Below are 22,728 nucleotides of genomic sequence, written 5' to 3'. Positions count from 1 at the left end.
ACGGGTCAGGACGGTCCCTGCGCGCCCTCCTCGCTGCCCAGAAGCGCCAGGAACCGTGCGGCAACCTCGAGATCGGCACGAACGCCCGCACGCCGGCGCGTGGCGAGCTCGTCCTCGCCCCACTGCTCGATCTGGAAGCTTGCGTCGAGCTCGGCCGCATCGAAGGCGCCGCCCGCATCAAGACGGCCCTCCGCAAGCGCAAGCCCGATCACCAGCGAACCTGCCGCGGCGACCGCGACGGACAGTGCCGCGAGGCGAAAATCGTCGAGCGCCTCGATCGCCCGCGCAAGCGCCTCGAGGCTGCGCTTCGACTGTGCGCACGGCAGCACGCCGGCGGTGACCGTCAGCGCCGCGTCGAAGCGCCAAGTGAGCCAGTCGAGCAGCGGCTGCCAGATTTCGGCCTGTCGTCTGACCAATGCCGGCGGTTCGCTCGCCCGATGGCAGACCAGCTCCGTTTCGGCGTAGGCCGCAAGCTCCGCGACGACATCGGCACGTCGCGCGGATATGCGGTCGATCGCCGTGGCCGCGATCCGCGTCAGCGGCAGCCGTTCCATGTCGGGCCGGGTCCCTTGCGCCCGCCATTCGGCGGCGATCGCCTCGGCCAGCGCCCGCGTCGGCACGACCATCGCGTTCCCGGCAGGCGTCTTGAGCGGCCGCGCATCGAGCCGCACGCCGAACCCGCCGGCATGCGGCGTCACATCGACCTCGCGGTAGGCACGCCGGGGTGCGTTGCCGGACTTGATCATCGGCCGAACAGCCCCCGGAGGCCGCGCTCGATGCCCTCGATCGGATTGGCCGGGGCCGGCTGCGCCGGTGCCTGCTGCGGCGGCGCGGTCGTACCCGGCGCCGGCTGCGCCGGCGTCCCCGTCACCGGGGCGCGCAGACCTGCCTGCGCCAAGGCGTTGGCGCAGGTGGCATCGCCGCCTTGGCCGCCGCTCACGAAGGGCACCAAAACGCCGGCGGGCCCGAGCAGCAATGCCCCCGCCACGGCACCGGCGGCGCCCTTGAGCGCCGCACCCGTATCCGGCGAGAAGCTCGGATTCGCGAGCGTGCCACGGACGCGAATCGGCACGGCGAGACTCATGAGCGATGCATCCTTGGGCCGCGGCGTAATGATGAGGTCGATCTGCTCCGTCCCGAGATTCACCGCGCCCGCGCCCCCGATCACCATCTTGCCGGTCTCCGCGAACAACACTTTCGGCGTGGCGACGCCGTCCTTGATCTCGACACGGCCGACGACGCAGTTAAGCGAGGTCTGTGACCCACTGTCCTGAAGCGGGCTCAGCACGCGAACGACGTCGGCGCCGAGCAGGTCGATATACCTGCTTTGCAACGCCCCTTCGCCCACGTGCAGCGTCGACGTGCCGTCGAGCGCGGCCATGAGGGCGCGCATCGTGCGGCCGGCGCCCCGCATCTCGAGCGCGAAATCGGTCTTGCCGCGGCGCAGCAGGTCGCTGATCCCGGTCTGCTCCAGCAGCGTGCCGAGTTCGATGCCCTTGGCGTCGACCTTGCCGGTGATCGACTGCGTGCGGGCATTGACACCGAGTTCCATCGTGAGCTTGCCGCCGCCGATGTCGGCGCTGAACGGACGCAGATTGAAGGTCCCGTTGCGCCACGCGGCGGTGAGCGCCAGTTCCCCGATCGGCGCGCCTCCGCCCACGATTCTTTCGGCACGATAGTGCACCTCGCCGTCGGTGGCGTCGATCACATCGAACGGCAGCGGCTCGTCCGCGAACACGCGGCCGTCAGCAGGAGTCGGCTGCGGGGGCGCCGCATTGCCGCCCGGGCCCCGGGGCGGCGCGGAAAGTGCCGCGAGGTCGATCTGCTTCGACGTGAAGTTCGCCGTAATGGTCGGCCGCGCGCCGCCGCGGGCGAAGGTCGCCTCGCCCGCGAGGTCGCTGTTGCCGACCACGAGCTGAAACCCGCTCAGCGCGTAGCGTTCGGGCCCGGCATCGGCGACCTTGCCGGTGAGCCGTAACGGCCCGGCAATCGGCGCCTCGACCCCGGCGCGTTCGGCAACGGCGCGAAGCTCCGGCGCCTCGGCGGCAATGTCGAGTCGAATGCCCGACAAGGCGCGCACGTCGGCGATCGAGCCGCTGACGGATGCCGTCAGCAATTGCTGCTCGCCCAGCGCAAGTTTCAGCTCCGGCACGGACAGCCGATCCCCCTCGCCGCTTGCGGCGCGGATATCGGCCCGGAACGGTCCGAGCGCGGGAAGCTGTACGCCGGCGATGCGCGCGACTTGCGCGATCTCCGGTCCCTCGGCATGAAGACTGAGGTCGTAGCTGCCCCCCGGTATCGGCGCACGGACGGTACCGTCGACCCGGAAGGTTGCCGCATCGCCGATGCGACCGTTGATGCTGACCGGAAACGGCGCGCGCGACTGCGACATCGCCTGCACCGAACCAGCATGACCACCGACATGAAACGCGATGTCGTTGTACGCACCGTCCAGCTCGATCCGCAGCGGGTCCGTGGGGCTGTCGGCGCCGAGGCGGGCCTGTTGAACGGCAAGCGTCGTCGTCTGGTTGGTGCGGCCGTCGCGGTACACGAGCCGCGCGTTCCGGATATCGATCTCGTCGATTTCCGACAGGCGCGCCAGCGCGGGTTCGTCCGAGGTGGGTGCCTGCGGTGCCGTCTCCTTGGCGGCCGTTTCGGTCGCGAACTCCCAGTTGCCGCGCCCGCGCGCATCGGTCTCCAGCAGGATATCGGCATCGACCAGCACGACGCGCTTCACGTTTACGTTGCCGAAGATGAGCGGCAGCAGCACGACCTGGGCCTCGAAGCGGCGAGCCTGTGCCATCACGGGCCGCGAGCCCCACGGCGCGTTCGCGAACGTGACGTCGTTCACCGCGATCGCGGGCGACAGCCCGAATTCGAACTTGAGATCCCCCTTGATCGCGAACTCGCGGCCCGTCGCCTGCTTCACCTGCCCGGCGATCAGGTCCCGATACTGGTTGAAATCGATCGACGAGACGATGGCCACGGCCGTCACCGACAGCGCCGCGACGAGGATGACGAGACCAAGAAGGACGGTCTTCAGGCGCATAGTGGCTCCTTGTCGTCCGCGAGCAGAATGTCGGGAATTTCGCTGAACCGTGTGACGACCGCGGCGGCGCCGGCAAGCCGAAGCTCCTCCGGCGGATGGTATCCCCATGCGACCCCGATGCCGCGAACGCCGGCATTGCGCGCCATCTCCATATCGTAACTAGTGTCGCCGATCATGACCGTGTCGGCTGCCTCCACCCCCGTCTCGGCGATCGCGCGCTGAAGCATGGCCGGGTGCGGTTTACCCGGACAGAGATCGCTCGTCTGCAACGTGACGAAACGGCGGGCGAGACCATGTCGTTCCAGCAGCGCCACGAGGCCGCGGCGCGACTTGCCGGTGGCGATCCCGAGAAGAAACCCCGCGGCGTCGAGCCGATCCAGAGTATCGATGACGCCGTCGAACAGCGGCTCGTGATGATCGGGCCGCTGACGCAGTGCGAAGAATGCCTGCTTGTAGGCCTCGGCCAGGCGGTGATGACGATCCGCAGGATGATCGGGCGACAGTCGTGCCATGCATTCGACGAGCGGCAAGCCGATGATCCGTCGAATGGCGGCCGCGTCGGGCGCCTTCAGCCCCTCTGCGGCGTAAGCCGCCGTCATGCAGGCGACGATGGCGTTCTGGCTGTCGACAAGGGTTCCGTCGCAGTCGAACACCACGAGACGCAGGCGATGGTGCCGTGTCATGCCGCTAATCTTGAGGCTTGGCCGGCGGATTGCAACCGCTCAGTCGACCCCGAACGGGTCGATCCCCGCCGACGGATCGAAGCCGAAGAATTTCCATGAGGACCGCATGTGCTCCGGCAGCGGTGCCGTCACGTCGATCGTTCCGCGCCCCGGATGCGGCAGGACGAGCCGCCGCGCATGGAGATGCAGACGCGCCGCGATGCTCTCGTTCGGCAGGATCGCTTGCGCCCCGCCGTATTTCCCGTCGCCGACGATCGGCGTGCCCAGTCCGCTCGCGCAGTGGACGCGCAGCTGATGCGTGCGCCCGGTCAACGGCATGAGCGCGAGCCACGCGGCGCGATTGCCTGCCCGATCGACGGTGGCATAGAGCGTCACTGCCTGTTTGCCTTCATCGTCCTCGGCGACGCGCTCGCCCGCCGGACCGGCCGACTTGGCGAGCGGCAGGTCGATGCGACCCTGTGCCGGCCGCGGCACGCCGACCACCAGTGCCCAGTAGATCTTGCGCGCCGACTTGTGCCGGAACGCCTCGCCCAGCGACGCCGCGGCGCGGGCCGAACGCGCCAGCAGCAGGACGCCCGAGGTGTCGCGGTCGAGCCGATGCACGAGGCGCGGCCGCTCCGGCGATTCGAAGCGGAGCGCGTCGAGCATGGCATCGAGGTGACGCGTCGTGCGCGTTCCGCCCTGGACCGCCAGGCCTGGCGGCTTGTTGAGCGCGATCACGTCGGCATCGCGGTAGATCACGAGCGAGCGGACGAAACGCGCGTCATCCTCGCTCACGGCGCGCGGTCGGGCCGGCGCGGAATTCTCTTCCGGAAGGCCGGGCGGAATCCGCACGACCTGCCCCGGCATCAGCCGCTGGTTCGACTTCGCGCGACGGCCGTCGACCCGGATCTGCCCGGTGCGGAGCAGCTTCTCGAGCCGGCCGTGCTGCAGCGCCGGATAATGGCGCCGGAACCAGCGATCGAGGCGCAGGTCGGCTTCGTCATCCGCAACGGTACGCGTTTCCACGGGCATCAGCCGAGCATCCAACGCATGAGCATGAGGCCGACGAACGCAGCGGCGACCGACAACACGACCGAGGCGAACACATAGACGAACACGGTGCCGACCGCGCCGTTCTGCGCCAGCGAAATCACGTCGAGCGAAAATGAAGAGAACGTGGTGAAGCCGCCGAGGATGCCGACGATGACGAACGCGCGGAGCTCGGGACTGACCGACCACTTGAGCGCCATCGCCTCGGCGAGGAGACCGATGACCAATCCGCCGGCGACATTCACCGTCAGCGTTCCCCAAGGAAAGGCGACGCCGAGCCAACGCGTCATCTGCGAAACGACGAGATAGCGCGCCACGGAACCGATCGCCCCACCGAGCGCAATGGCAAACAGCATCATTTTACGTTGAAAGGCGGTGTCGCATGGAATGGGGCCGTAAAGTACCCCGAAACCCGGCCGCTCGGGAATTCCCGAACAAATCGTTGACGTTTCCCGTGATCCGGCGCCAATACGGCCGGCCTGCCGTGCGCGGCGTCCGTTTCCTTGCGACAAGATTGCGGCATCGCCGTGTCGATATGTCTCGGGGCCGAAAAGCTCGCCCACCACATCGTCCGCCGGCACCGCCTTGAGGCCGCCGGGCAGGCCGCTGGCTGACCCGCATTGCGGCGGCCTGACCTCGACCCGGCTGGTCGAGCGGCCGAGCTGGCAAAGCCGATCACCCGTTGCCGCTGCGCTGTGCGCGTAGCCGCCGCCAGTACTCCAGCCGCTTGGCGATCTCGCGTTCGAAGCCCCGTTCGACCGGCTGATAAAATTCGCGGCGGGCCATGCCGTCCGGGAAATAGTTCTGGCCCGAGAAGCCTTCGGGCGTGTCGTGGTCGTATGCGTAGTCCTTGCCGTAGCCGAGATCGCGCATGAGGCGCGTCGGCGCATTGAGAATGTGCATCGGCGGCATGAGCGAGCCGGTTTCGGCCGCCGCGGCCCGCGCGGCGCCGAACGCGCGGTAGGCCGCATTGGACTTGGGCGCCGTGCCGAGATAGATCACGGCCTGCGCGAGCGCGAGCTCGCCTTCGGGCGAGCCCAGGAAATCGAAGGCATCCTTGGCGGCCAGTGCCTGCAGGACGGCGTTCGGATCGGCAAGGCCGATATCCTCGACGGCGAAGCGGACGAGACGGCGCGCGATATAGAGCGGATCCTCGCCGCCGGCGAGCATGCGCGCGAGCCAATAGAGAGCCGCATCCGTATCGGACCCGCGCAGCGACTTGTGCAGGGCGCTGATCAGGTTGTAGTGGCCTTCCTGCGCCTTGTCGTAGAGCGGCGCGCGCTTCTGCACGACGCGCGCCAGCGCCGTCGTATTCAGCAGCCGATCGATCTGGAGCGCGAACAGCTCCTCGGCCAGGTTGAGCAGATAGCGGCCGTCGCCGTCGGCCATGGCGACAAGCGCCGCGCGCGCATCCGGCTCGAGCGGCAGCGGGCGTCCCGTCGTCGCCTCGGCGCGCTGCAGCAGTATTTCGAGATCGGCGTCGGTCAGGCGCCTGAGCACCAGAACCTGGCAGCGCGACAGCAGTGCTGCGTTGAGCTCGAACGACGGATTCTCGGTCGTGGCGCCGATCAACGTCACCGTGCCGTCCTCGACGTATGGAAGGAAGGCATCCTGCTGCGAACGGTTGAAGCGGTGGATTTCGTCGACGAACAGCACCGTGCCGCGGCCGGCGGCCCGGCGCGCGGCGGCCTCGGCGAATACCTTGCGCAGATCCGCAACGCCTGAGAACACCGCCGACAGCGGCTCGAACTCGAGGTCGACGGCATCGGCGAGCAGGCGCGCGATGGTCGTCTTGCCGCAACCGGGCGGCCCCCACAGGATAATCGAGGCGATGCGGCGTGCGGCTACCATGCGGGCGATCGGCCCGTCGTCCTTGAGCAGATGATCCTGCCCGACGACGTCATCCAGCCGCCGCGGCCGCAGCCGGTCCGCGAGCGGCCGCGGCGCCGCGTCCTCGAACAGGCCGGGCCCGCCGCCCCCGGCACCCGAGCCGCGTGAGGATTTGCGGCTCACCCCGACACCGTCAGATTGAAGACCCGGTCGCCACGGCGGATCTGCAGGCGCCAGGGAAGCTCGGCCTGCGACACGGCGCGCCGGGCATCGCTCACGGTCCGCAACTCGCGATCGTTGATCCGAACGATGACATCGCCCGGCGCGATGCGGATCTGCTGGGCCGGGCTGCCGCGGCGCACCTCGAGCACGATCACGCCGCGCGGCGTGATGTCGAGCCCAAGCTCGTCGGCCAGGGCCGGTGACAGATTGGCGACGGTGGCGCCGGCAAGCGGATGATTGCCGCGCAGCAGCGTCACATCGCGCGGCGGCGTCTCCGGCGGCGCGATCAGCGCGACGTTCACGTTGCGCTCCTGCCCGTTACGCCAGACCGTCAGGCGCACCTCGGAGCCGACCGACTGCGTGGCGATGCGGAAGCGCAGGGCCTCGGCATCCTGGACCTCGCGCCCCTCGATATGGGTGATGATGTCGCCGCGCCGCAGGCCGGCATCGGCCGCCGGGCTGCCGGGAAAGACATCCTGAATGATCACGCCGAGCGGACGCGGCATGCCGAGCGAAGCGGCGATGTCGGCCGTGACCGTCTCGCCGCTCGCCCCGAACCAGGGACGGACCAGCTTCGTGCCCGACTTCACGCCGGCAATGACGGTCCGGACCATGTTGGACGGGATGGCGAAGCCGATGCCGATCGACCCGCCGCCGTCGCGGGAGAAGATCGCGGTGTTGACGCCGACCAGCCGGCCGTCCATCGACACCAGTGCGCCGCCCGAGTTTCCCGGGTTGATGGCCGCGTCGGTCTGGATGAAGAAGCGGTAGTCCGTGATCCCCACCGTCGTCCGCGCCACCGCCGAGACGATGCCGCTCGTCACCGTCTGCCCCACGCCGAACGGATTGCCGATCGCAAGGACGAGGTCGCCCACTTCGAGATCGTCGGAGTCGCGAAGCTCCAGAAACGGCAGACGCTCGTTGCCCGGCGTTATGCGCAGGACGGCGAGATCCGTGCGCTCGTCGGCGCGCAGCACCGTCGCCTCGAACTCGCGGCGATCGGCGAGGATGACGGTGATCTCGTCGGCGCCACGAATGACGTGGTTGTTGGTCACGATCAGCCCGGACGGATCGACGATGACGCCGGACCCGAGCGAGTTCTGCTGCTGCTCGGCACCCGGAAACTGATCGCCGAAGAAACGACGGAAGAACGGATCGTTGAACAGCGGCGACGGTAGCGTCCGCACGGTGCGGCGCGTGTAGATGTTGACGACGGCCGGCGCTACGCGCTTCACGAGCGGCGCGAACGAGAGCTCGATCTCGGAACGGCTGCGCGGCAGTACGCGCTCCTGGGCCGGGGCCCCGGACGGCTGCAGGCCCAGGACGACGGCGGCGAGGATGGCGAGGACGCCAAGGCGTCGGCGAAACGTTGACTTGAGCATCGTGGAGTCGCGGAAGTCTCGGGCGGTCGAGTGTACCACTCCTGCCGGCGAAGCTAAGAGGCAGGCGCGGCACCGTGCGCGCCTTCGTCGCGAGCCCGACCCCGAAAGAGATCGGGGGCGGCCCTCGAGGACCGCCCCCGCCAAATCACCCAAATCAAACGGTTGGCGACGGCGTCAGGACGCGGTCGCTTCGGCCTCCGCCTTCGCCTTCTGCTCGGCCTCGTGGCGCGCGCGATCGGCCGCGCCGCGCGCGGCCGGATCACGATCGACCAGCTCGATCACGGCCATGTCGGCGGCATCGCCGTAGCGCATGCCGGCCTTCAGCACCCGGGTATAACCGCCGTTGCGCTGCCGGTAACGCTCGGCCAGCGGGCCGAACAGCTTCGCCGTCAGCTCGGTATCGCGCAGGACGGCGAGCGCCTGACGGCGCGCGTGGAGGCCGCCGCGCTTGCCCAACGTAATGAGCTTCTCGACGAACGGCCGCAGCTCCTTCGCCTTCGGCAGCGTGGTGCGGATCTGCTCGTGTTCGATGAGCGCCATCGCCATATTGGCAAGGGTCGCCTTGCGGTGGCTGGTCGTCCGGCCAAGCTTTCGGCCGGCCACTCCGTGACGCATGACTCAAACTCCTCGTTCGTAACCGGCGCTCAGTACGGCTCTTCGAGCTTCTTGGCCAGTTCCTCGATGTTCTCGGGCGGCCAATTCGGGATCTTCATCCCCAGATGCAGGCCCATCTGGGCGAGGACTTCCTTGATCTCGTTGAGCGACTTGCGGCCGAAATTCGGCGTCCGCAGCATCTCGGCCTCGGTCTTCTGCACGAGGTCGCCGATGTAGATGATGTTGTCGTTCTTGAGGCAGTTGGCCGAACGGACCGACAGCTCGAGCTCGTCGACCTTCATCAGCAGGTTCTTGTTGAACGGCAGCTCGGCGGCGGCCTCCTCCGTCTTCTCCGCGACCGGCTCCTCGAAATTGATGAAGAGCTGCAGCTGGTCCTGGAGGATGCGCGCGGCAAGCGCCACGGCGTCCTCGGGCGTCACCGCGCCGTTGGTCTCGATCCGCATCGACAGCTTGTCGTAGTCCGTGACCTGGCCGACGCGCGTGTTCTCGACCTTGTAGGCGACCTTCTTCACCGGGCTGAACAGGGCATCGACCGGGATGAGCCCGATCGGCGCATCGGCCGGGCGGTTGGCGCTGCCGGGCACGTAGCCCTTGCCCGTCTCGACCGTCATCTCCATCGACAGCTTGGCGCCGTCGTCGAGCGTGCAGAGGACGAGATCGGGATTCATGATCTCGATGTCATGGCCCGTCTCGATCTGGCCGGCGCGCACCTCGCCGGGGCCCGTCGCGCGCAGGTGAATGCGCTTCGGTCCGTCGCCGTGCATGCGCAGCGCGATCGCTTTGACGTTCAGGACGATGTCGGTGACGTCCTCGCGCACGCCCGGAATCGACGAGAATTCATGCAGCACGCCGTCGATCTTGATCGAGGTGATCGCAGCACCCTGCAGCGACGACAGCAGAACGCGACGCAGCGCGTTGCCGAGCGTCAGGCCGAAGCCGCGCTCCAGCGGCTCGGCGACGATCGTTGCCTCGCGCTTCGGATCGTCGCCGGGCTGCACGTCGAGCTTGCCCGGCTTGATCAACTCCTTCCAGTTCTTCTGAATCTGAACCACGGGTCTATCCCTCACCACATCGCGGCGCGCCCGATATGCGGGCCGCGCGGTACAACAAGTTCGGCCGCCGGCGCGGCGGCCGCGCAAAACTCAGACGCGGCGCCGCTTCGGCGGCCGGCAGCCGTTGTGCGGAATCGGCGTGACGTCGCGGATCGACGTGATGACGAATCCGACGGCCTGCAGCGCGCGCAACGCCGACTCGCGACCCGCTCCGGGCCCCTTCACCTCGACCTCGAGGGTGCGCACGCCGTGTTCCATCGCCTTGCGGCCGGCGTCCTCGGCGGCCATCTGCGCGGCATAGGGGGTCGACTTGCGCGACCCTTTGAAGCCCTGCGTGCCGGCCGAGGACCATGCGATCGTGTTGCCTTGCGCGTCCGTGATCGTGACCATCGTGTTGTTGAAGGTCGCGTTCACGTGCGCCACCCCGGACGTGATGTTCTTGCGCTCGCGACGGCGCGGGCGGACGGTTGCTGCGGAAGCAGCCTGTGCTTTGGCCATGGCTTGAGGACCCTTCGAACTCGCTTACTTCTTGGTCGCCATCTTCTTGCCCGCGATCGGGCGGGCCTTGCCCTTGCGCGTGCGGGCGTTCGTGTGGGTACGCTGGCCGCGCACCGGCAGTCCCTTGCGGTGGCGCAGGCCACGATAGGTGCCGAGGTCCATCAGCCGCTTGATGTTCATCGCGATCGTCCGGCGCAGATCGCCTTCGACCTCGTAATCCCGGTCGATCGTCTCGCGAATGCGAAGCACCTCGTCATCCGTCAGCTGGTTGACGCGCTTCGCCTCGGGGATGCCCACCTTTTCGCAGATCTCGCGCGCCTTGGTGGGACCGATGCCATAAATGTAACGGAGCGCGATAACGACGCGCTTATTGGTGGGAATATTGACGCCAGCGATACGCGCCACGAGTTTTCTCCTTGCGACGGCTTTCGTCAGACCCTCAGGTCCGAATATTTGGGTGCATGCAAAAATACCGGAGCGCCCCGCTGTGGCTCCGGTACCACCGAGTGGGCCGGCATTATATGGGGATTCGGTCTCAAGTCAATCAACCCTCTTCGGCAAATTTGCGTGATTTTTCCTTGGGTTCACAAAGGCCTCAGGCGGACCGGGGGGCCTGCCCCAGGATGGCTTTAAGCTGGGCCGTGACCTCGTCGATCGGGGCCATCCCGTCCACCGTCTTCAGCACGCCCCTCGCCCGGTAGTAAGGCAGGATCGGCGCCGTCTGGGCGTGATAGGCGGCAAGGCGGGTCTTCATCGTCTCGGCATTGTCGTCGGCCCGGCGCGTGAACTCGGTCGAACCGCAAACGTCGCAGATCCCCGGCCGCTGGGTCGGCTTATGGCGCTCGTGATACCCGGCCCCGCACTTAGCGCAGGTGAAACGCCCCGAAATGCGGTCGATGAGGGCCAGATCGTCGACCTTCATCTCGATGACATGGTCGAGCTTCAGGCCTTTGTCGGCCAGCATGCGGTCGAGCGCCTCGGCCTGCGGGACCGTGCGCGGGAAACCGTCAAGAATGAAGCCGTTCTTCACGTCGGGCTGGCTTATACGGTCGGCAATCATGGCCACGATCAGCTCGTCGGGGACCAGCTTGCCGGCGTCCATGATCGACTTCGCCTGCTGTCCGACCGGCGTACCGGCGGCGACCGCCGCGCGCAGCATGTCGCCGGTCGAGAGCTGAACCAAGCCGTATTCATCCTGCAGGCGGCGCGCCTGCGTTCCCTTTCCCGCCCCCGGTGGGCCCAGTAGCACGATGTTCATCGCGTCTCCGCTTCATCACCGCGTTCGCCGGATCAGCCGCGGCGTCCGCGAAGCTTGGCCTTCTTGATGAGTCCCTCGTACTGGTGCGCAAGCAGATGGGAGTGGATCTGCGCAACCGTATCCATCGTCACGCTGACTACGATCAGCAGCGAGGTGCCGCCGAAATAGAACGGCACCGCATAGTGCGAGATCAGCCACTCCGGCAGGATGCAGACGACCGACAGGTAAATCGCACCAATGACCGTCAGGCGTGTGAGGACGTAATCCAGGTAATCCGCCGTGTTCTTGCCGGGCCGGATGCCCGGGATGAAGCCGCCGTACTTGCGCAGGTTGTCCGCGGTCTCGGCCGGGTTGAAGACCACGGCCGTATAGAAGAACGCGAAGAACACGATCAGCAGCACGTACAGGATCATGTAGAGCGGCTGCCCGTGCGCGAGCCGCGCCGTGATCTCGGCCAGCCATCCGCCCGCCTCGGTCGTGAAATTGGCGAAGGTGAGCGGCAGTAGCAGCAGCGAGCTTGCGAAAATCGGCGGAATGACGCCGGAGGTGTTGATCTTGAGCGGCAGGTGCGACGCCTCGCCGCCGAACATCTTGTTGCCGACCTGCCGCTTCGGATACTGCACGATGATCCGGCGCTGGGCCCGCTCAATGAACACGATGCCGGTGACCACGAGGATCGAGCCGACCAGTAGCACGATGATGAAGAAGGTCGACAGTGCGCCGGTGCGACCGAGCTCGAGCGTCGCGGCCAGCGCCGTCGGCAGGTTGGCAACGATACCGGCGAAGATGATCAGCGACGTGCCGTTGCCGATGCCGCGCGCCGTGATCTGCTCGCCGAGCCACATCAGAAAGATCGTGCCGCCGGTGAGCGTGATCACCGTCGTCAGGCGGAAGAACAGACCGGGGTCGATCACGGCGCTGCCCGTCGAGCCGCGCATCGCCTCGAGCCCCACGGCGATGCCGTAGGACTGGAACATCGCCAGGAACACGGTCAGGTAGCGCGTGTACTGATTGAGCTTCTTGCGGCCCACCTCGCCCTCTTTCTTGAGGGCCTCGAGGGTCGGCGACACGGCGGACATCAGCTGAATGATGATGGCCGCCGAGATGTACGGCATGATGTTGAGCGCGAAGATCGTCATGCGCCCGAGCGCACCGCCCGAGAACATGTCGAACATGCCCAGGATGCCGCCGCGCTGCTGGTTGAACAGCTCGGCCAGGATCGCCGGATCGATACCCGGAATCGGGATGTACGAGCCGAGCCGGTAGACGATCAGCGCGCCGAGCGTGAACCAGATTCGTTTCTTGAGTTCGGTCGCCTTCGCGAAAGCGCCGAAGTTGAGCGAAGCTGCGAGCTGCTCGGCAGCGGATGCCATCGTCGAGTCAAACCTCTATCGCGGGACAAGTCTCAGGCAGCCGGCTACTCGGCCTTCTTGCCTGTAGACTTCGCATTTTTCTCGGCACGCTTCGCCCGACGCTCCTTGCGGGCGGCAGCGGCCTTCGCCACGTTCTCGCGGACGGCCGGCAGAACGACGACCTTGCCGCCCGCCTTCTCGACCGCCTCGACCGCCGACTTGGACGCGCCGGCGACCTCGATCGTCACCTTGGCCGTGAACTTGTCCCGGCCGTCACCGAGCAGCCTGACTCCGTCCCGCGCACGACGGATAACGCCGCTCTCGACCAGGCGTTCGGCCGTGATCGTTTGATCGGCCGCAAGCTTCTTGTCGTTGATCGCGCGCTGCAGCTGATCGAGGTTAAGTTCCTGGAAATCGCGGCGGAACACGTTGTTGAAGCCGCGCTTGGGCAGGCGCCGATAAAGCGGGGTCTGGCCGCCCTCGAAGCCGTTGAGAGCCACACCCGAGCGCGCCGTCTGGCCCTTGCCGCCGCGCCCCGACGTCTTGCCGAGCCCGGAGCCGATGCCGCGGCCGACCCGCTTGCGCGCCTGGCGGGCGCCACGATTGTCGCGAATTTCGTTGAGCTTCATGATCTCAGTTCCCCGGCCGATCGCGGAAGCGGAATTCCGCTCAGCCTGCCTCTTCGACGCGCACGAGATGGCGCACCTTGTTGATCATACCACGGACTGCCGACGTGTCCTGCAGCTCGCGGGTACGATGACGCTTGTTGAGCCCGAGACCGATCAGGGTCTGGCGCTGATCCGCCTTGCGGCCGATCGGGCTTCCGATCTGCGTCACGCGGATGACCTTGCCGCCACCGGAATTCGCCTTCGCCATCGCCGATTACTCCCGCGCCGCGGCCGCTTCGCCTTCGCGCCGGCCAATGATGTCGCTGACCTTCTTGCCGCGCTTCGCCGCGACGGCACGCGGGCTCGCCATCGCCGTGAGCGCCGCGAAGGTCGCCTTGATCATGTTGTGCGGATTGCTCGACCCGACCGACTTCGCGACCACGTCCTGCAGTCCGAGCGACTCGAGAACCGCACGCATCGGGCCGCCGGCGATGATCCCCGTGCCGGGCTTCGCCGACCGCAGCACCACCTTGCCCGAGCCGAAGTGGCCATAGCCGTCATGGTGCAGCGTGCGCCCCTCGCGCAGCGGAATGCGCACCATGTTGCGCTTCGCCTGGTCGGTGGCCTTACGGATCGCTTCGGGCACCTCGCGGGCCTTGCCGGTGCCATAACCCGCACGCCCCTTGCCGTCGCCGACGACGACAATGGCCGCGAAGCCGAAACGGCGACCACCCTTCACCACCTTTGCGACCCGGTTGATGCTGACCAGCTTCTCGATCAGCTCGACTTCGCGGTCCTCGCGCCCGGCGCGGTCGCTGTCGCCCCGCCGTCCTCCGGTACGCTCCGCGGCTTGTCCACGTGCCATTGCGTGATTTCCTTGGCGTAAACTTCGATTGTTGCCGATCAGAACGACAGGCCGCCCTCGCGCGCCCCGTCGGCCAGTGCCTTGACGCGACCGTGATAGATGTAGCCGCCGCGGTCGAACACGACCTCCTTGACGCCGGCCTTCACCGCACGGTCGGCCAGAAGCCGCCCGACCTCCTTCGCGGCCGATACGTCCGCGCCGGTCTTGAGCTTGCCCTTCAGATCCGAATCCAGCGTCGATGCCGCGACGAGCGTGGTCCCCTTCGTGTCGTCGATGATCTGCGCGTAGATGTGCTTCGACGAACGGAAGACCGACAGCCGCAGCCGCCCCGCCGACTTGCGGCGGAGGCTTGCCCGTGAACGCTTCTGACGGCGCTCGAACAGCGCCTTCGACTTTTCCTTGGACATGGCTATTTCTTCTTGCCTTCCTTACGCCGGATCGTCTCGGTTTCGTACTTGATGCCCTTGCCCTTGTACGGCTCCGGCTTGCGGAACGCCCGGATCTCCGCCGCAACCTGGCCGACCAGCCGCTTGTCCATGCCCGAGACCGAAAGCGAGGCCTGCCGGTCGCCGACTTTGATCGTCACTCCTTCCGGGATCGGATAGACGACGTCGTGACTGAAACCGAGCTGCAGGTTCAGGTTCTTGCCCTGCACGGACGCGCGATAGCCCACGCCGTTGATCTCGAGATTGACGTTGAACCCCTTCGAGACGCCGGTGATCAGATTGTTGAGCAGTGCCCGATTGGTTCCCCAGAGCGCACGCGCCCGCTTCGACATCGAACGCGGGGTGAGCACGATCCGGGAGTCCTCCTTGGCGACGGCGATCTCGGGATGCACGTACAGCGACTGCTTACCGAGCTTGCCGGTCGCGGTAACCATCTGGCCGGCGATCTCGACGTTGACGCCGCTCGGGATGGCGACGGGCTGTTTGCCGATACGGGACATAATGACCTTCGCCTTGCTTAGAACACCCGGCAGAGCACTTCACCGCCGACATTGGCCGCGCGCGCCTCGCTGTCCGACATCACGCCCTGCGGCGTGGACAGAATCGAGATGCCGAGACCGCCGGCGACCTTGCCGAGGTCCTTGATCTTCGAATAGACGCGCCGCCCGGGCTTCGAAACCCGGGTGATCTCGCGGATCACCGGCGCCCCCTCGTGGTACTTGAGCTCGATCGTGAACTCCGCGACGCCGCGCCGGCGCTCCGCCCAGGAGTAACCGCGGATGTAACCCTCGCGCTGGAGGACGTCGAGCACATTCTTACGCAGCTTGGAGGCCGGGCAAACGACGGTCGACTGACCCGCCACCTGACCGTTCCGGATGCGCGTCAGCATATCGCCCAAAGGATCGCTCATCGCCATATCCAGAACTCCTTACCTCACCAGCTCGCCTTGACCATGCCCGGGATCTGGCCGGTCGAAGCCAGCTCCCGCAGCGCGATACGCGACAGCTTGAACTTGCGGTAGTTGGCGCGCGGACGGCCCGTCAGCTCGCAGCGCAGGCGTACCCGCGACGGCGCCGAATTGCGCGGCAGCTTCGCGAGCTTCAGACGCGCGGCGAACCGTTCCTCCATCGGAAGTTCGCGGTTGTTCGCGATCGCCTTCAGCTTCTCGCGCTTGGCAGCGTACTGCTTCGCGAGCCGCTCGCGGCGCTTGTTCTTTTCGATGGCACTCTTCTTGGCCATGTGATGGATCCTGCTTTCCGGAAAATTAGCTGAGGAAAGGCATGTTGAAGCCCTTGAGGAGAGCTTTCGCCTCCTCATTCGTCTTCGCAGTCGTCACGATGATGATGTCCATTCCCCGGATCGCGTCGATCTTGTCGTAGTTGATCTCGGGAAACACGATCTGTTCCTTGAGGCCGAGCGAGTAGTTGCCGCGGCCATCGAAGCTCCGGCCCGACAGCCCGCGGAAGTCGCGAACGCGCGGCAACGCGATGTTGACCAGGCGATCGAGGAACTCGTACATCCGCGCACCGCGCAGCGTCACCTTGCAGCCGATCGGCAGGCCGCGGCGCAGCTTGAAGTTGGCGATGGCCTTGCGTGCCCGCGCGATCGCCGGCTTCTGGCCGGTGATCGCCATCAGGTCGGCGACGGCGGCGTCCATCTTCTTCTGGTCGTGCGCAGCCTCGCCCACGCCCATGTTGACGACGATCTTTTCCAGCCGCGGCACCTGGAAGCGATTCTTGTACTTGAACTGCTCCATCAGCTGCGGCCGGATCTTCTGCTCGTAGTACTCTTGCAAGCGCGTCGCCATGGCTTTCACCGATCAATCAGCTCGCCGGACCGGCGTGCAAAGCGCACCTTGCGGCCATCGACGATCTTGTAGCCGACCCGGGTCGGCTTCTGGTCTTTGGGGTCGATATGCGCAACGTTCGACACGTGGATGGGAAGCTCCTTCTCCACGATGCCGCCCGGATGTCCCGGCCGCGGCCGCATGTGACGCTTCACCACGTTCACCCCCTGCACGACGACGCGGTTCTCGACGGGCATGACCTTCAGCACGGTACCGGTCTTGCCCCGGTCGCGGCCGGAGATGACGATGACGTTGTCGCCCTTCCTGATCTTCAGCTTCGGCTGCGTCATCACAACACCTCAGGCGCAAGGCTGATGATCTTCATGTAACCCTTCGAGCGCAGCTCGCGCGTGACGGGCCCGAAGATACGGGTACCGATCGGCTCGCCTTCCTTGTTGATGAGGACGGCGGCGTTGCGGTCGAACTTGACGGCCGATCCGTCCTGACGGCGGATCTCCTTCGACGTGCGGACGATCACCGCCTTGTGCACGTCCCCCTTCTTCACGCGTCCCCGCGGGATCGCCTCCTTGACGGAGACGACGATCACGTCGCCGATCGATGCGGTCTTGCGCTTCGAGCCGCCGAGAACCTTGATGCATTGGACGCGGCGCGCGCCGGAGTTGTCGGCAACGTCCAGATTGGTGCGCATCTGGATCATGGCAATATCGTCCTTCCCTTGAACCTGGCGCTCACGCCTTTGCCTCGGCGGAGTCGGTGATCACTTCCCACCGCTTCCGCTTCGATATCGGGCGGCATTCGCGGATGCGAACCTTGTCGCCCACCTTCACCTTATTGCTCTCGTCGTGCGCCAGGTACTTCTTCGAGCGCACGATGAACTTCTTGTAGATCGGGTGCATGAAGCGCCGCTCGACGAGGACCGTGACGGTCTTCTCGTTGACGTCGCTCGTAACCACTCCTTGCAGGACGCGCCTGGGCATTGTTCGTCTCTCTTCCTTACGAAGCCGCGCGCTGGCGCTCGCTGAGCACGGTCAGGATGCGCGCGATGTCACGGCGCACCTCGCGCACGCGGCTGGTGTTCTCGAGCTGTCCGCTTGCGCGCTGGAAGCGCAGGTTGAACTGCTCCTTCCGCAGGTCGGACAGCTGGCTCTTGAGCTCGTCGGTCGTCTTGGCGCGAATGTCGGAAGCCTTCATCGTAACCCTCCTCACTCGCCGATCCGGGAGACGATCCGGGTCTTGATCGGGAGCTTCGCGGCCGCCAGCGTGAACGCTTCCTCGGCGACCGCGCGCGACACGCCGTCGATCTCGAACAGGATCCGGCCCGGCTTGACGCGGCAGATCCAGTACTCCGGCGACCCCTTGCCCGATCCCATGCGAACCTCCGCCGGCTTCACCGAGACGGGCACGTCCGGGAAGATGCGGATCCAGACGCGACCCTCGCGCTTGAGATGGCGCGTGATCGTACGGCGCGCCGCCTCGATCTGGCGGGCGGTGATCCGGTCGGGCTCGAGCGCCTTGAGTCCGTAGGCCCCGAAGTTGAGCGTCGTACCGCCCTTGGCGAGGCCGTGGATCCGGCCCTTGTGGGCCTTGCGGTATTTCGTGCGCTTTGGCGAAAGCATCGTCAGTGTTCCTCGATCAAAGCGTCAGCGGGCCGGTGCCTGCTCGGCCGCGCGCTTGTCCTGCGCCATCGGGTCATGGGCCAGGATCTCGCCCTTGAACACCCAGACCTTCACGCCGCAGGTGCCATAGGTCGTCTTCGCGGTCGCGATGCCATAGTCGATATCGGCGCGCAGCGTATGCAGCGGCACACGCCCCTCGCGATACCACTCGACCCGCGCGATCTCGGCCCCGCCGAGTCGTCCGCTGCAGTTGATCCGGATGCCCTGGGCGCCAAGACGCATCGCCGACTGCACCGCCCGCTTCATGGCGCGACGGAACGCGACGCGCCGCTCGAGCTGCTGCGCGATGTTCTCGGCGATGAGCTTGGCATCGAGCTCCGGCTTGCGGATCTCGACGATGTTCAGGCTCACCTCGCCGTTCGTCATCTTGGCGAGGTCGCTCCGCAGCTTCTCGATGTCGGCGCCCTTCTTGCCGATCACCACGCCCGGGCGGGCGGTATGGATGGTAACCCGCGCCTTCTTCGCCGGCCGCTCGATGACGATCCGCGACACGCCCGCCTGGGCCAGACGCTCGCCCAGGAACTGGCGAAGCTTGATGTCCTCGTGCAGGAGCCGCGCATAATCCGCATCCGCGAACCAGCGCGAGTCCCAGGTCCGGTTGATTCCGATCCTGAGGCCGATCGGATTGACTTTCTGACCCATTACGCGGTCTCCCCGGCTTGCCGCTCCTCGCGCTCGCGCACGATCACGGTCAAATGGCTGAACGGCTTCACGATACCCGCGGCGCGGCCGCGGCCGCGCGCATGGAACCGGCGCATCTGGAACGCCTTGCCGACATGCGCCTCGGCGACGTAGAGCCGGTCGACGTCGAGCTGGTGGTTGTTCTCGGCGTTGGCGATGGCGGCCTGCAGGACCTTCTTCACGGTGCCGGCGATCCGACGCTTCGAGAAAGTGAGGTCCGCGAGCGCCTTGCTCGCATCCTTCCCGCGAATCAGTGCCGCGACGAGGTTGAGCTTGCGCGGACTGACCCGAATGGCGCGGGCAACGGCCTGCGCCTCGTTATCCTTGAGACGGCGCTCGCGCGCTTGCTTGCTCATCAGTCACCCCTCTTGGCCGTCTTGTCGGCCGCGGTGTGGCCATGGAAGGTCCGTGTCGGTGCAAACTCGCCGAATTTGTGGCCGACCATGTTCTCGGTGACGAGCACGGGCAGGAACTTGTGCCCGTTGTACACGCCGAAGGTCAGTCCGACGAATTGCGGCAGGATGGTCGAACGACGCGACCAGATCTTGATGATCTCGTTGCGGCCGCTTGCCCGCGCCTTCTCCGCCTTCTTCAACAGGTATCCGTCGACGAACGGACCCTTCCAAACCGAACGTGCCACGACAGTCTCCGTTTATTTCGCGTTCCGGCGGCGGACGATGTAGCGGTCCGTCGCCTTGTTGTGGCGTGTCTTGTAACCCTTGGTCGGCTTGCCCCACGGCGAGACCGGGTGACGGCCGCCCTTGGTGCGGCCTTCGCCGCCGCCGAGAGGATGGTCGACCGGGTTCATCGCCGTGCCGCGAACGGTGGGACGCCATCCCTTCCACCGGTTGCGGCCCGCCTTGCCCATCGACTGGTTCTGCTGGTCCGGATTCGACACGGCGCCGATCGTGGCCAGGCACTCCGCCGGAACGCGGCGAACCTCGCCCGAGGCGAGCCGCAGCAGCGCGAAACCCTGGTCCTTGCCGACCAGCTGCACGAACGTGCCGGCGGAACGCGCGAGCTGCCCGCCGCGACCCGGCTTCAGCTCCACGTTGTGGATGATCGTGCCGACCGGGATGTTGCGCATCGGCAGCGCATTGCCGGGACGGATGTCGACCCGCTCGCCGGAGACGACCTTGTCGCCCGGGGCGAGGCGCTGCGGCGCCAGGATGTAAGACTGCTCGCCGTCGCTGTAGCGCACGAGCGCGATGAACGCGGTCCGGTTGGGATCGTACTCGATCCGCTCCACCGTGCCCTCGACATCGAACTTGCGACGCTTGAAGTCGATGATCCGGTAGAGGCGCTTGTGGCCGCCACCGTGATGGCGCGTCGTGATGCGGCCGGCATTGTTGCGGCCGCCCGTCTTGGGCTTGCCTTCCGTCAGGCTCTTGACCGGCCGGCCCTTGTACAGGTCACTGCGGTCGATCAGAACGACCGAACGCAACGACGGCGTCACCGGCTTGAACTGCTTGAGTGCCATGATCCGCCTCAGATCCCCGTGGTGACGTCGATCGAATGGCCTTCGGCCAGCGACACGATCGCCTTCTTGTAATCCGACCGCTGGCCGACATGGCCGCGGAAGCGCTTGACCTTGCCGCGGACGTTGATCGTGTTCACCGCCTTGACCTTGACGTTGAACAGACCTTCGACGGCCGCCTTGATCAGCGGCTTGGTCGCGTCGGTGCGGACCTTGAAGGTCACCTGGTTGTACTGCGAACCCATCGTCGCCTTTTCCGTGATGACGGGCGACAGGATGACGTCGTAGAGCTCGTCCTTGCTCAGGTTCGGCTTCTTCGCCTTGGCCGCGCTCATTTCAGTCGCGCCTCCAGGTGCTGAACCGCCGCACGGGTCAAGACCAGCGTGTCGCGGCGGAGAATGTCGAAAACGTTGGCGCCCTGCTGCGGCAGGACGTCGACGCCGGGAATGTTACGGGCCGCTCTCGCGAACTTCTCGTCGACCGTCGGCCCGTCGATGAACAGCACCGACGACCAGCCGAGATCGGCAAAACGCTTCGCGAGCTCCTTGGTCTTCGGCGGCGCCGCGTCGACGCCGTCGAGCACGACGAGCTTGCCGTCGGCGCACTTGACCGAAAGAGCCGTCTTGAGCGCGAGCTTGCGCACCTTCTTCGGCAGGTCGAAGGCATGGCTGCGCGGCGTCGGGCCGAAGATGACCGCACCCTTGCGCCACTGCGGGCTGCGCGTCGAGCCCTGGCGGGCCCGGCCGGTGCCCTTCTGGCGCCACGGCTTGCGGCCGCCGCCGGAGATCTCGCCGATCTCCTTGGTGTCGTGCGTGCCCTGCTGGCGCTTCGCCAGCTGCCAACGCACCATGCGCGCCAGGATGTCGGGCCGCGAAGGCAGACCGAACACGTCGTCGGCGAGCTCGATCTCGCCGGCCTTCTTGTTATCGAGGGTCGTAACCGCGACTTTCATCGTCGTTATTCCTTGTTGCCCTCGGCCGCCGCCGGAGCGCCCGCCTCGGGAGCTCCCGCCTCGACCTTGCGGATCGCGGCCGGCATCGGCGCGTCCTTGGGCAGCTTGCGCTTCACCGCATCGGTGACCAGCACGTAGCCGCCCGATGCGCCGGGCACGGCGCCCTTCACCATGATGAGCCCACGCTCGACATCGGTCGCGACGACCTTCAGGTTCTGGGTCGTGACGCGCTCGGCGCCGTAATGACCGGCCATCTTCTTGTTCTTGAAGGTCCGGCCGGGATCCTGACGACCGCCGGTCGAGCCGTGCGAACGATGGCTGATCGATACGCCGTGCGAGGCTTCGAGGCCGCGGAAGTTCCACCGCTTCATCGCGCCGGCGAAGCCCTTGCCGATCGTGATGCCCGAAACATCGACGAACTGACCAGGCACGTAGTGCGCGGCCGTGATTTCCGACCCCACCTCGAGCAGCGCGTCGGGCGAAACGCGGAACTCGGCCAGCTTGCGCTTCGGCTCCACCTTCGCCTTCGCGAAGTGGCCGCGCATGGGCTTGCCGACGTTCTTCACCTTCGCCTTGCCCACGCCGAGCTGAACCGCGGTGTAGCCGTCCTTCTCGGCCGTGCGCACGGCGACGACCTGGCAGTTATCGAGCTTCAGCACGGTCACGGGCACATGCGAGCCCGCCTCGTCGAAGAGGCGGGTCATGCCCAGCTTCCGTGCGATGACTCCGGTGCGCATGACGCAACGTCCCTTAGAGCTTGATTTCCACGTCGACGCCGGCGGCGAGGTCGAGCTTCATCAGCGCGTCCACGGTCTGCGGCGTCGGGTCGACGATGTCGAGAAGGCGGCGATGAGTCCGGATCTCGAACTGCTCGCGGCTCTTCTTGTCGATGTGGGGGCTGCGGTTGACCGTGAACCGTTCGATGTTCGTCGGCAGCGGAATCGGCCCACGGACCTGGGCGCCGGTGCGCTTGGCCGTGTTGACGATTTCGCTCGTCGACTGATCGAGCACGCGATGGTCGAACGCCTTCAACCGGATGCGGATGCTCTGGTTAACCATTGTCTATCTCCGTGTTGCCGCGTCCGGCACCCCTGGTTTGCGACTACTCGATGATTTTGGCGACGACGCCGGCGCCGACGGTGCGGCCGCCCTCGCGGATGGCGAAGCGCAGGCCCTCGTCCATGGCGATGGGGGCGATCAGGTGCACCTCCATCGTCACGTTGTCGCCCGGCATCACCATCTC

33 protein-coding genes and 2 pseudogenes are annotated in these 22,728 nt (G+C 66.6%); all 35 read right to left on the bottom strand.

Annotation, left to right across the window (positions count from 1 at the left end; all coding sequences use genetic code 11):
- Positions 1–5 precede the first annotated feature (5 nt).
- Positions 6–746 carry an ATP12 family chaperone protein gene (locus VF194_RS16915; protein WP_330892367.1) on the bottom strand — a complete coding sequence of 247 codons (741 nt, stop codon included), beginning with the start codon at positions 744–746 and terminating at the stop codon, positions 6–8.
- Positions 743–3,049 (bottom strand): AsmA family protein, encoded by a 2,307-nt coding sequence (locus tag VF194_RS16910; protein WP_330892366.1) that lies wholly within the window; start codon positions 3,047–3,049, stop codon positions 743–745. The genes VF194_RS16915 and VF194_RS16910 overlap by 4 nt, the downstream gene beginning before the upstream one ends.
- Complete coding sequence (locus VF194_RS16905; protein ID WP_330892365.1) at positions 3,040–3,732, bottom strand: HAD family hydrolase; 693 nt, start codon at positions 3,730–3,732, stop codon at positions 3,040–3,042. The genes VF194_RS16910 and VF194_RS16905 overlap by 10 nt, the downstream gene beginning before the upstream one ends.
- 39 nt (positions 3,733–3,771) lie before the next feature.
- Positions 3,772–4,746, bottom strand: coding sequence for an RluA family pseudouridine synthase (locus VF194_RS16900; protein WP_330892364.1), 975 nt, complete (start codon positions 4,744–4,746; stop codon positions 3,772–3,774).
- Positions 4,746–5,327: a fluoride efflux transporter CrcB gene (gene crcB, locus VF194_RS16895; RefSeq protein ID WP_330892363.1), complete on the bottom strand. Its 582-nt coding sequence runs from the start codon at positions 5,325–5,327 to the stop codon at positions 4,746–4,748. The genes VF194_RS16900 and crcB overlap by 1 nt, the downstream gene beginning before the upstream one ends.
- Before the next feature lie 112 nt (positions 5,328–5,439).
- The gene (locus VF194_RS16890; protein ID WP_414656119.1) at positions 5,440–6,777 is read right to left on the bottom strand and encodes a replication-associated recombination protein A; all 1,338 of its coding nucleotides are present in this window, start codon (positions 6,775–6,777) and stop codon (positions 5,440–5,442) included.
- A complete protein-coding gene (locus tag VF194_RS16885; protein WP_330892362.1) occupies positions 6,774–8,237 on the bottom strand; it encodes a DegQ family serine endoprotease in 1,464 nt (487 codons plus the stop codon). Before VF194_RS16885 ends, VF194_RS16890 begins: the two co-directional genes overlap by 4 nt.
- 135 nt (positions 8,238–8,372) lie before the next feature.
- Positions 8,373–8,813: a 50S ribosomal protein L17 gene (rplQ, locus tag VF194_RS16880; RefSeq protein ID WP_330892361.1), complete on the bottom strand. Its 441-nt coding sequence runs from the start codon at positions 8,811–8,813 to the stop codon at positions 8,373–8,375.
- A gap of 29 nt (positions 8,814–8,842) precedes the next feature.
- Positions 8,843–9,865 (bottom strand): DNA-directed RNA polymerase subunit alpha, encoded by a 1,023-nt coding sequence (locus VF194_RS16875; protein ID WP_330892360.1) that lies wholly within the window; start codon positions 9,863–9,865, stop codon positions 8,843–8,845.
- 90 nt (positions 9,866–9,955) lie between these two features.
- A complete protein-coding gene (gene rpsK, locus VF194_RS16870; protein WP_330892359.1) occupies positions 9,956–10,363 on the bottom strand; it encodes a 30S ribosomal protein S11 in 408 nt (135 codons plus the stop codon).
- A gap of 24 nt (positions 10,364–10,387) precedes the next feature.
- Positions 10,388–10,768: a 30S ribosomal protein S13 gene (rpsM, locus tag VF194_RS16865; RefSeq protein ID WP_330892358.1), complete on the bottom strand. Its 381-nt coding sequence runs from the start codon at positions 10,766–10,768 to the stop codon at positions 10,388–10,390.
- A gap of 190 nt (positions 10,769–10,958) precedes the next feature.
- Positions 10,959–11,621, bottom strand: coding sequence for an adenylate kinase (locus VF194_RS16860; protein ID WP_330892357.1), 663 nt, complete (start codon positions 11,619–11,621; stop codon positions 10,959–10,961).
- Between the two features lie 32 nt (positions 11,622–11,653).
- On the bottom strand, positions 11,654–12,994 hold the full coding sequence (gene secY / locus VF194_RS16855; protein ID WP_330892356.1) for a preprotein translocase subunit SecY: 1,341 nt from the start codon (positions 12,992–12,994) through the stop codon (positions 11,654–11,656).
- Between the two features lie 134 nt (positions 12,995–13,128).
- Positions 13,129–13,602, bottom strand: a pseudogene (gene rplO / locus VF194_RS16850) (50S ribosomal protein L15); the annotation flags it as partial.
- A gap of 40 nt (positions 13,603–13,642) precedes the next feature.
- Entirely contained in the window at positions 13,643–13,849 is a 207-nt protein-coding gene (gene rpmD, locus VF194_RS16845) for a 50S ribosomal protein L30 (RefSeq protein WP_330892354.1), read from the bottom strand.
- A 6-nt stretch (positions 13,850–13,855) separates the two neighbouring features.
- The gene (gene rpsE, locus VF194_RS16840) at positions 13,856–14,446 is read right to left on the bottom strand and encodes a 30S ribosomal protein S5 (protein WP_330892353.1); all 591 of its coding nucleotides are present in this window, start codon (positions 14,444–14,446) and stop codon (positions 13,856–13,858) included.
- 38 nt (positions 14,447–14,484) lie between these two features.
- Complete coding sequence (gene rplR, locus VF194_RS16835) at positions 14,485–14,853, bottom strand: 50S ribosomal protein L18 (protein ID WP_330892352.1); 369 nt, start codon at positions 14,851–14,853, stop codon at positions 14,485–14,487.
- A gap of 2 nt (positions 14,854–14,855) precedes the next feature.
- Positions 14,856–15,392 carry a 50S ribosomal protein L6 gene (rplF, locus tag VF194_RS16830; RefSeq protein ID WP_330892351.1) on the bottom strand — a complete coding sequence of 179 codons (537 nt, stop codon included), beginning with the start codon at positions 15,390–15,392 and terminating at the stop codon, positions 14,856–14,858.
- A gap of 17 nt (positions 15,393–15,409) precedes the next feature.
- Positions 15,410–15,808, bottom strand: a complete 399-nt coding sequence (gene rpsH, locus VF194_RS16825; protein WP_330892350.1) for a 30S ribosomal protein S8 — start codon at positions 15,806–15,808, stop codon at positions 15,410–15,412.
- Between the two features lie 17 nt (positions 15,809–15,825).
- The gene (gene rpsN, locus VF194_RS16820) at positions 15,826–16,131 is read right to left on the bottom strand and encodes a 30S ribosomal protein S14 (RefSeq protein WP_330892349.1); all 306 of its coding nucleotides are present in this window, start codon (positions 16,129–16,131) and stop codon (positions 15,826–15,828) included.
- A 25-nt stretch (positions 16,132–16,156) separates the two neighbouring features.
- Positions 16,157–16,699, bottom strand: coding sequence for a 50S ribosomal protein L5 (rplE, locus tag VF194_RS16815; protein WP_330892543.1), 543 nt, complete (start codon positions 16,697–16,699; stop codon positions 16,157–16,159).
- Between the two features lie 5 nt (positions 16,700–16,704).
- Positions 16,705–17,028 carry a 50S ribosomal protein L24 gene (rplX, locus tag VF194_RS16810; RefSeq protein WP_330892348.1) on the bottom strand — a complete coding sequence of 108 codons (324 nt, stop codon included), beginning with the start codon at positions 17,026–17,028 and terminating at the stop codon, positions 16,705–16,707.
- The gene (gene rplN, locus VF194_RS16805; protein ID WP_330892347.1) at positions 17,028–17,396 is read right to left on the bottom strand and encodes a 50S ribosomal protein L14; all 369 of its coding nucleotides are present in this window, start codon (positions 17,394–17,396) and stop codon (positions 17,028–17,030) included. The genes rplX and rplN overlap by 1 nt, the downstream gene beginning before the upstream one ends.
- 31 nt (positions 17,397–17,427) lie before the next feature.
- Positions 17,428–17,676, bottom strand: a complete 249-nt coding sequence (rpsQ, locus tag VF194_RS16800; RefSeq protein ID WP_330892346.1) for a 30S ribosomal protein S17 — start codon at positions 17,674–17,676, stop codon at positions 17,428–17,430.
- 16 nt (positions 17,677–17,692) lie between these two features.
- Entirely contained in the window at positions 17,693–17,890 is a 198-nt protein-coding gene (gene rpmC, locus VF194_RS16795) for a 50S ribosomal protein L29 (RefSeq protein ID WP_330892345.1), read from the bottom strand.
- 11 nt (positions 17,891–17,901) lie between these two features.
- Positions 17,902–18,315: a 50S ribosomal protein L16 gene (rplP, locus tag VF194_RS16790; RefSeq protein ID WP_330892344.1), complete on the bottom strand. Its 414-nt coding sequence runs from the start codon at positions 18,313–18,315 to the stop codon at positions 17,902–17,904.
- Between the two features lie 24 nt (positions 18,316–18,339).
- Positions 18,340–19,017, bottom strand: a complete 678-nt coding sequence (gene rpsC, locus VF194_RS16785; RefSeq protein ID WP_330892343.1) for a 30S ribosomal protein S3 — start codon at positions 19,015–19,017, stop codon at positions 18,340–18,342.
- The gene (gene rplV / locus VF194_RS16780) at positions 19,017–19,412 is read right to left on the bottom strand and encodes a 50S ribosomal protein L22 (protein WP_330892342.1); all 396 of its coding nucleotides are present in this window, start codon (positions 19,410–19,412) and stop codon (positions 19,017–19,019) included. Before rplV ends, rpsC begins: the two co-directional genes overlap by 1 nt.
- Positions 19,412–19,696, bottom strand: a complete 285-nt coding sequence (rpsS, locus tag VF194_RS16775) for a 30S ribosomal protein S19 (protein WP_330892341.1) — start codon at positions 19,694–19,696, stop codon at positions 19,412–19,414. The genes rplV and rpsS overlap by 1 nt, the downstream gene beginning before the upstream one ends.
- Before the next feature lie 12 nt (positions 19,697–19,708).
- Complete coding sequence (rplB, locus tag VF194_RS16770; protein ID WP_330892340.1) at positions 19,709–20,536, bottom strand: 50S ribosomal protein L2; 828 nt, start codon at positions 20,534–20,536, stop codon at positions 19,709–19,711.
- A gap of 8 nt (positions 20,537–20,544) precedes the next feature.
- On the bottom strand, positions 20,545–20,868 hold the full coding sequence (locus tag VF194_RS16765; protein WP_330892339.1) for a 50S ribosomal protein L23: 324 nt from the start codon (positions 20,866–20,868) through the stop codon (positions 20,545–20,547).
- Entirely contained in the window at positions 20,865–21,485 is a 621-nt protein-coding gene (rplD, locus tag VF194_RS16760) for a 50S ribosomal protein L4 (protein ID WP_330892338.1), read from the bottom strand. Before rplD ends, VF194_RS16765 begins: the two co-directional genes overlap by 4 nt.
- A gap of 5 nt (positions 21,486–21,490) precedes the next feature.
- Complete coding sequence (gene rplC / locus VF194_RS16755) at positions 21,491–22,222, bottom strand: 50S ribosomal protein L3 (protein WP_330892337.1); 732 nt, start codon at positions 22,220–22,222, stop codon at positions 21,491–21,493.
- Between the two features lie 13 nt (positions 22,223–22,235).
- On the bottom strand, positions 22,236–22,544 hold the full coding sequence (gene rpsJ / locus VF194_RS16750; protein ID WP_330892336.1) for a 30S ribosomal protein S10: 309 nt from the start codon (positions 22,542–22,544) through the stop codon (positions 22,236–22,238).
- A 43-nt stretch (positions 22,545–22,587) separates the two neighbouring features.
- Positions 22,588–22,728, bottom strand: a pseudogene (gene tuf / locus VF194_RS16745) (elongation factor Tu); the annotation flags it as partial.

The organism is Ferrovibrio sp. (genome assembly GCF_036381655.1).
Classification (GTDB): Bacteria; Pseudomonadota; Alphaproteobacteria; order Ferrovibrionales; family Ferrovibrionaceae; genus Ferrovibrio.
The sequence above is the reverse complement of the archived record's forward strand: the minus strand, read 5'-3'. Positions and strand labels throughout refer to the sequence as shown.

Coding starts and splice junctions, on each gene's coding strand:
- VF194_RS16915 (WP_330892367.1), bottom strand. CDS start 746: ATGATCAAGTCCGGCAACGCACCCCGGCGTGCCTACCGCGAGGTCGAT.
- VF194_RS16910 (WP_330892366.1), bottom strand. CDS start 3,049: ATGCGCCTGAAGACCGTCCTTCTTGGTCTCGTCATCCTCGTCGCGGCG.
- VF194_RS16905 (WP_330892365.1), bottom strand. CDS start 3,732: ATGACACGGCACCATCGCCTGCGTCTCGTGGTGTTCGACTGCGACGGA.
- VF194_RS16900 (WP_330892364.1), bottom strand. CDS start 4,746: ATGCCCGTGGAAACGCGTACCGTTGCGGATGACGAAGCCGACCTGCGC.
- rplQ (WP_330892361.1), bottom strand. CDS start 8,813: ATGCGTCACGGAGTGGCCGGCCGAAAGCTTGGCCGGACGACCAGCCAC.
- rpsK (WP_330892359.1), bottom strand. CDS start 10,363: ATGGCCAAAGCACAGGCTGCTTCCGCAGCAACCGTCCGCCCGCGCCGT.
- VF194_RS16860 (WP_330892357.1), bottom strand. CDS start 11,621: ATGAACATCGTGCTACTGGGCCCACCGGGGGCGGGAAAGGGAACGCAG.
- secY (WP_330892356.1), bottom strand. CDS start 12,994: ATGGCATCCGCTGCCGAGCAGCTCGCAGCTTCGCTCAACTTCGGCGCT.
- rpmD (WP_330892354.1), bottom strand. CDS start 13,849: ATGGCGAAGGCGAATTCCGGTGGCGGCAAGGTCATCCGCGTGACGCAG.
- rpsE (WP_330892353.1), bottom strand. CDS start 14,446: ATGGCACGTGGACAAGCCGCGGAGCGTACCGGAGGACGGCGGGGCGAC.
- rplR (WP_330892352.1), bottom strand. CDS start 14,853: ATGTCCAAGGAAAAGTCGAAGGCGCTGTTCGAGCGCCGTCAGAAGCGT.
- rplF (WP_330892351.1), bottom strand. CDS start 15,392: ATGTCCCGTATCGGCAAACAGCCCGTCGCCATCCCGAGCGGCGTCAAC.
- rpsH (WP_330892350.1), bottom strand. CDS start 15,808: ATGGCGATGAGCGATCCTTTGGGCGATATGCTGACGCGCATCCGGAAC.
- rpsN (WP_330892349.1), bottom strand. CDS start 16,131: ATGGCCAAGAAGAGTGCCATCGAAAAGAACAAGCGCCGCGAGCGGCTC.
- rplE (WP_330892543.1), bottom strand. CDS start 16,699: ATGGCGACGCGCTTGCAAGAGTACTACGAGCAGAAGATCCGGCCGCAG.
- rplX (WP_330892348.1), bottom strand. CDS start 17,028: ATGACGCAGCCGAAGCTGAAGATCAGGAAGGGCGACAACGTCATCGTC.
- rplN (WP_330892347.1), bottom strand. CDS start 17,396: ATGATCCAGATGCGCACCAATCTGGACGTTGCCGACAACTCCGGCGCG.
- rpsQ (WP_330892346.1), bottom strand. CDS start 17,676: ATGCCCAGGCGCGTCCTGCAAGGAGTGGTTACGAGCGACGTCAACGAG.
- rpmC (WP_330892345.1), bottom strand. CDS start 17,890: ATGAAGGCTTCCGACATTCGCGCCAAGACGACCGACGAGCTCAAGAGC.
- rplP (WP_330892344.1), bottom strand. CDS start 18,315: ATGCTTTCGCCAAAGCGCACGAAATACCGCAAGGCCCACAAGGGCCGG.
- rpsC (WP_330892343.1), bottom strand. CDS start 19,017: ATGGGTCAGAAAGTCAATCCGATCGGCCTCAGGATCGGAATCAACCGG.
- rplV (WP_330892342.1), bottom strand. CDS start 19,412: ATGAGCAAGCAAGCGCGCGAGCGCCGTCTCAAGGATAACGAGGCGCAG.
- rplB (WP_330892340.1), bottom strand. CDS start 20,536: ATGGCACTCAAGCAGTTCAAGCCGGTGACGCCGTCGTTGCGTTCGGTC.
- VF194_RS16765 (WP_330892339.1), bottom strand. CDS start 20,868: ATGAGCGCGGCCAAGGCGAAGAAGCCGAACCTGAGCAAGGACGAGCTC.
- rplD (WP_330892338.1), bottom strand. CDS start 21,485: ATGAAAGTCGCGGTTACGACCCTCGATAACAAGAAGGCCGGCGAGATC.
- rplC (WP_330892337.1), bottom strand. CDS start 22,222: ATGCGCACCGGAGTCATCGCACGGAAGCTGGGCATGACCCGCCTCTTC.
- rpsJ (WP_330892336.1), bottom strand. CDS start 22,544: ATGGTTAACCAGAGCATCCGCATCCGGTTGAAGGCGTTCGACCATCGC.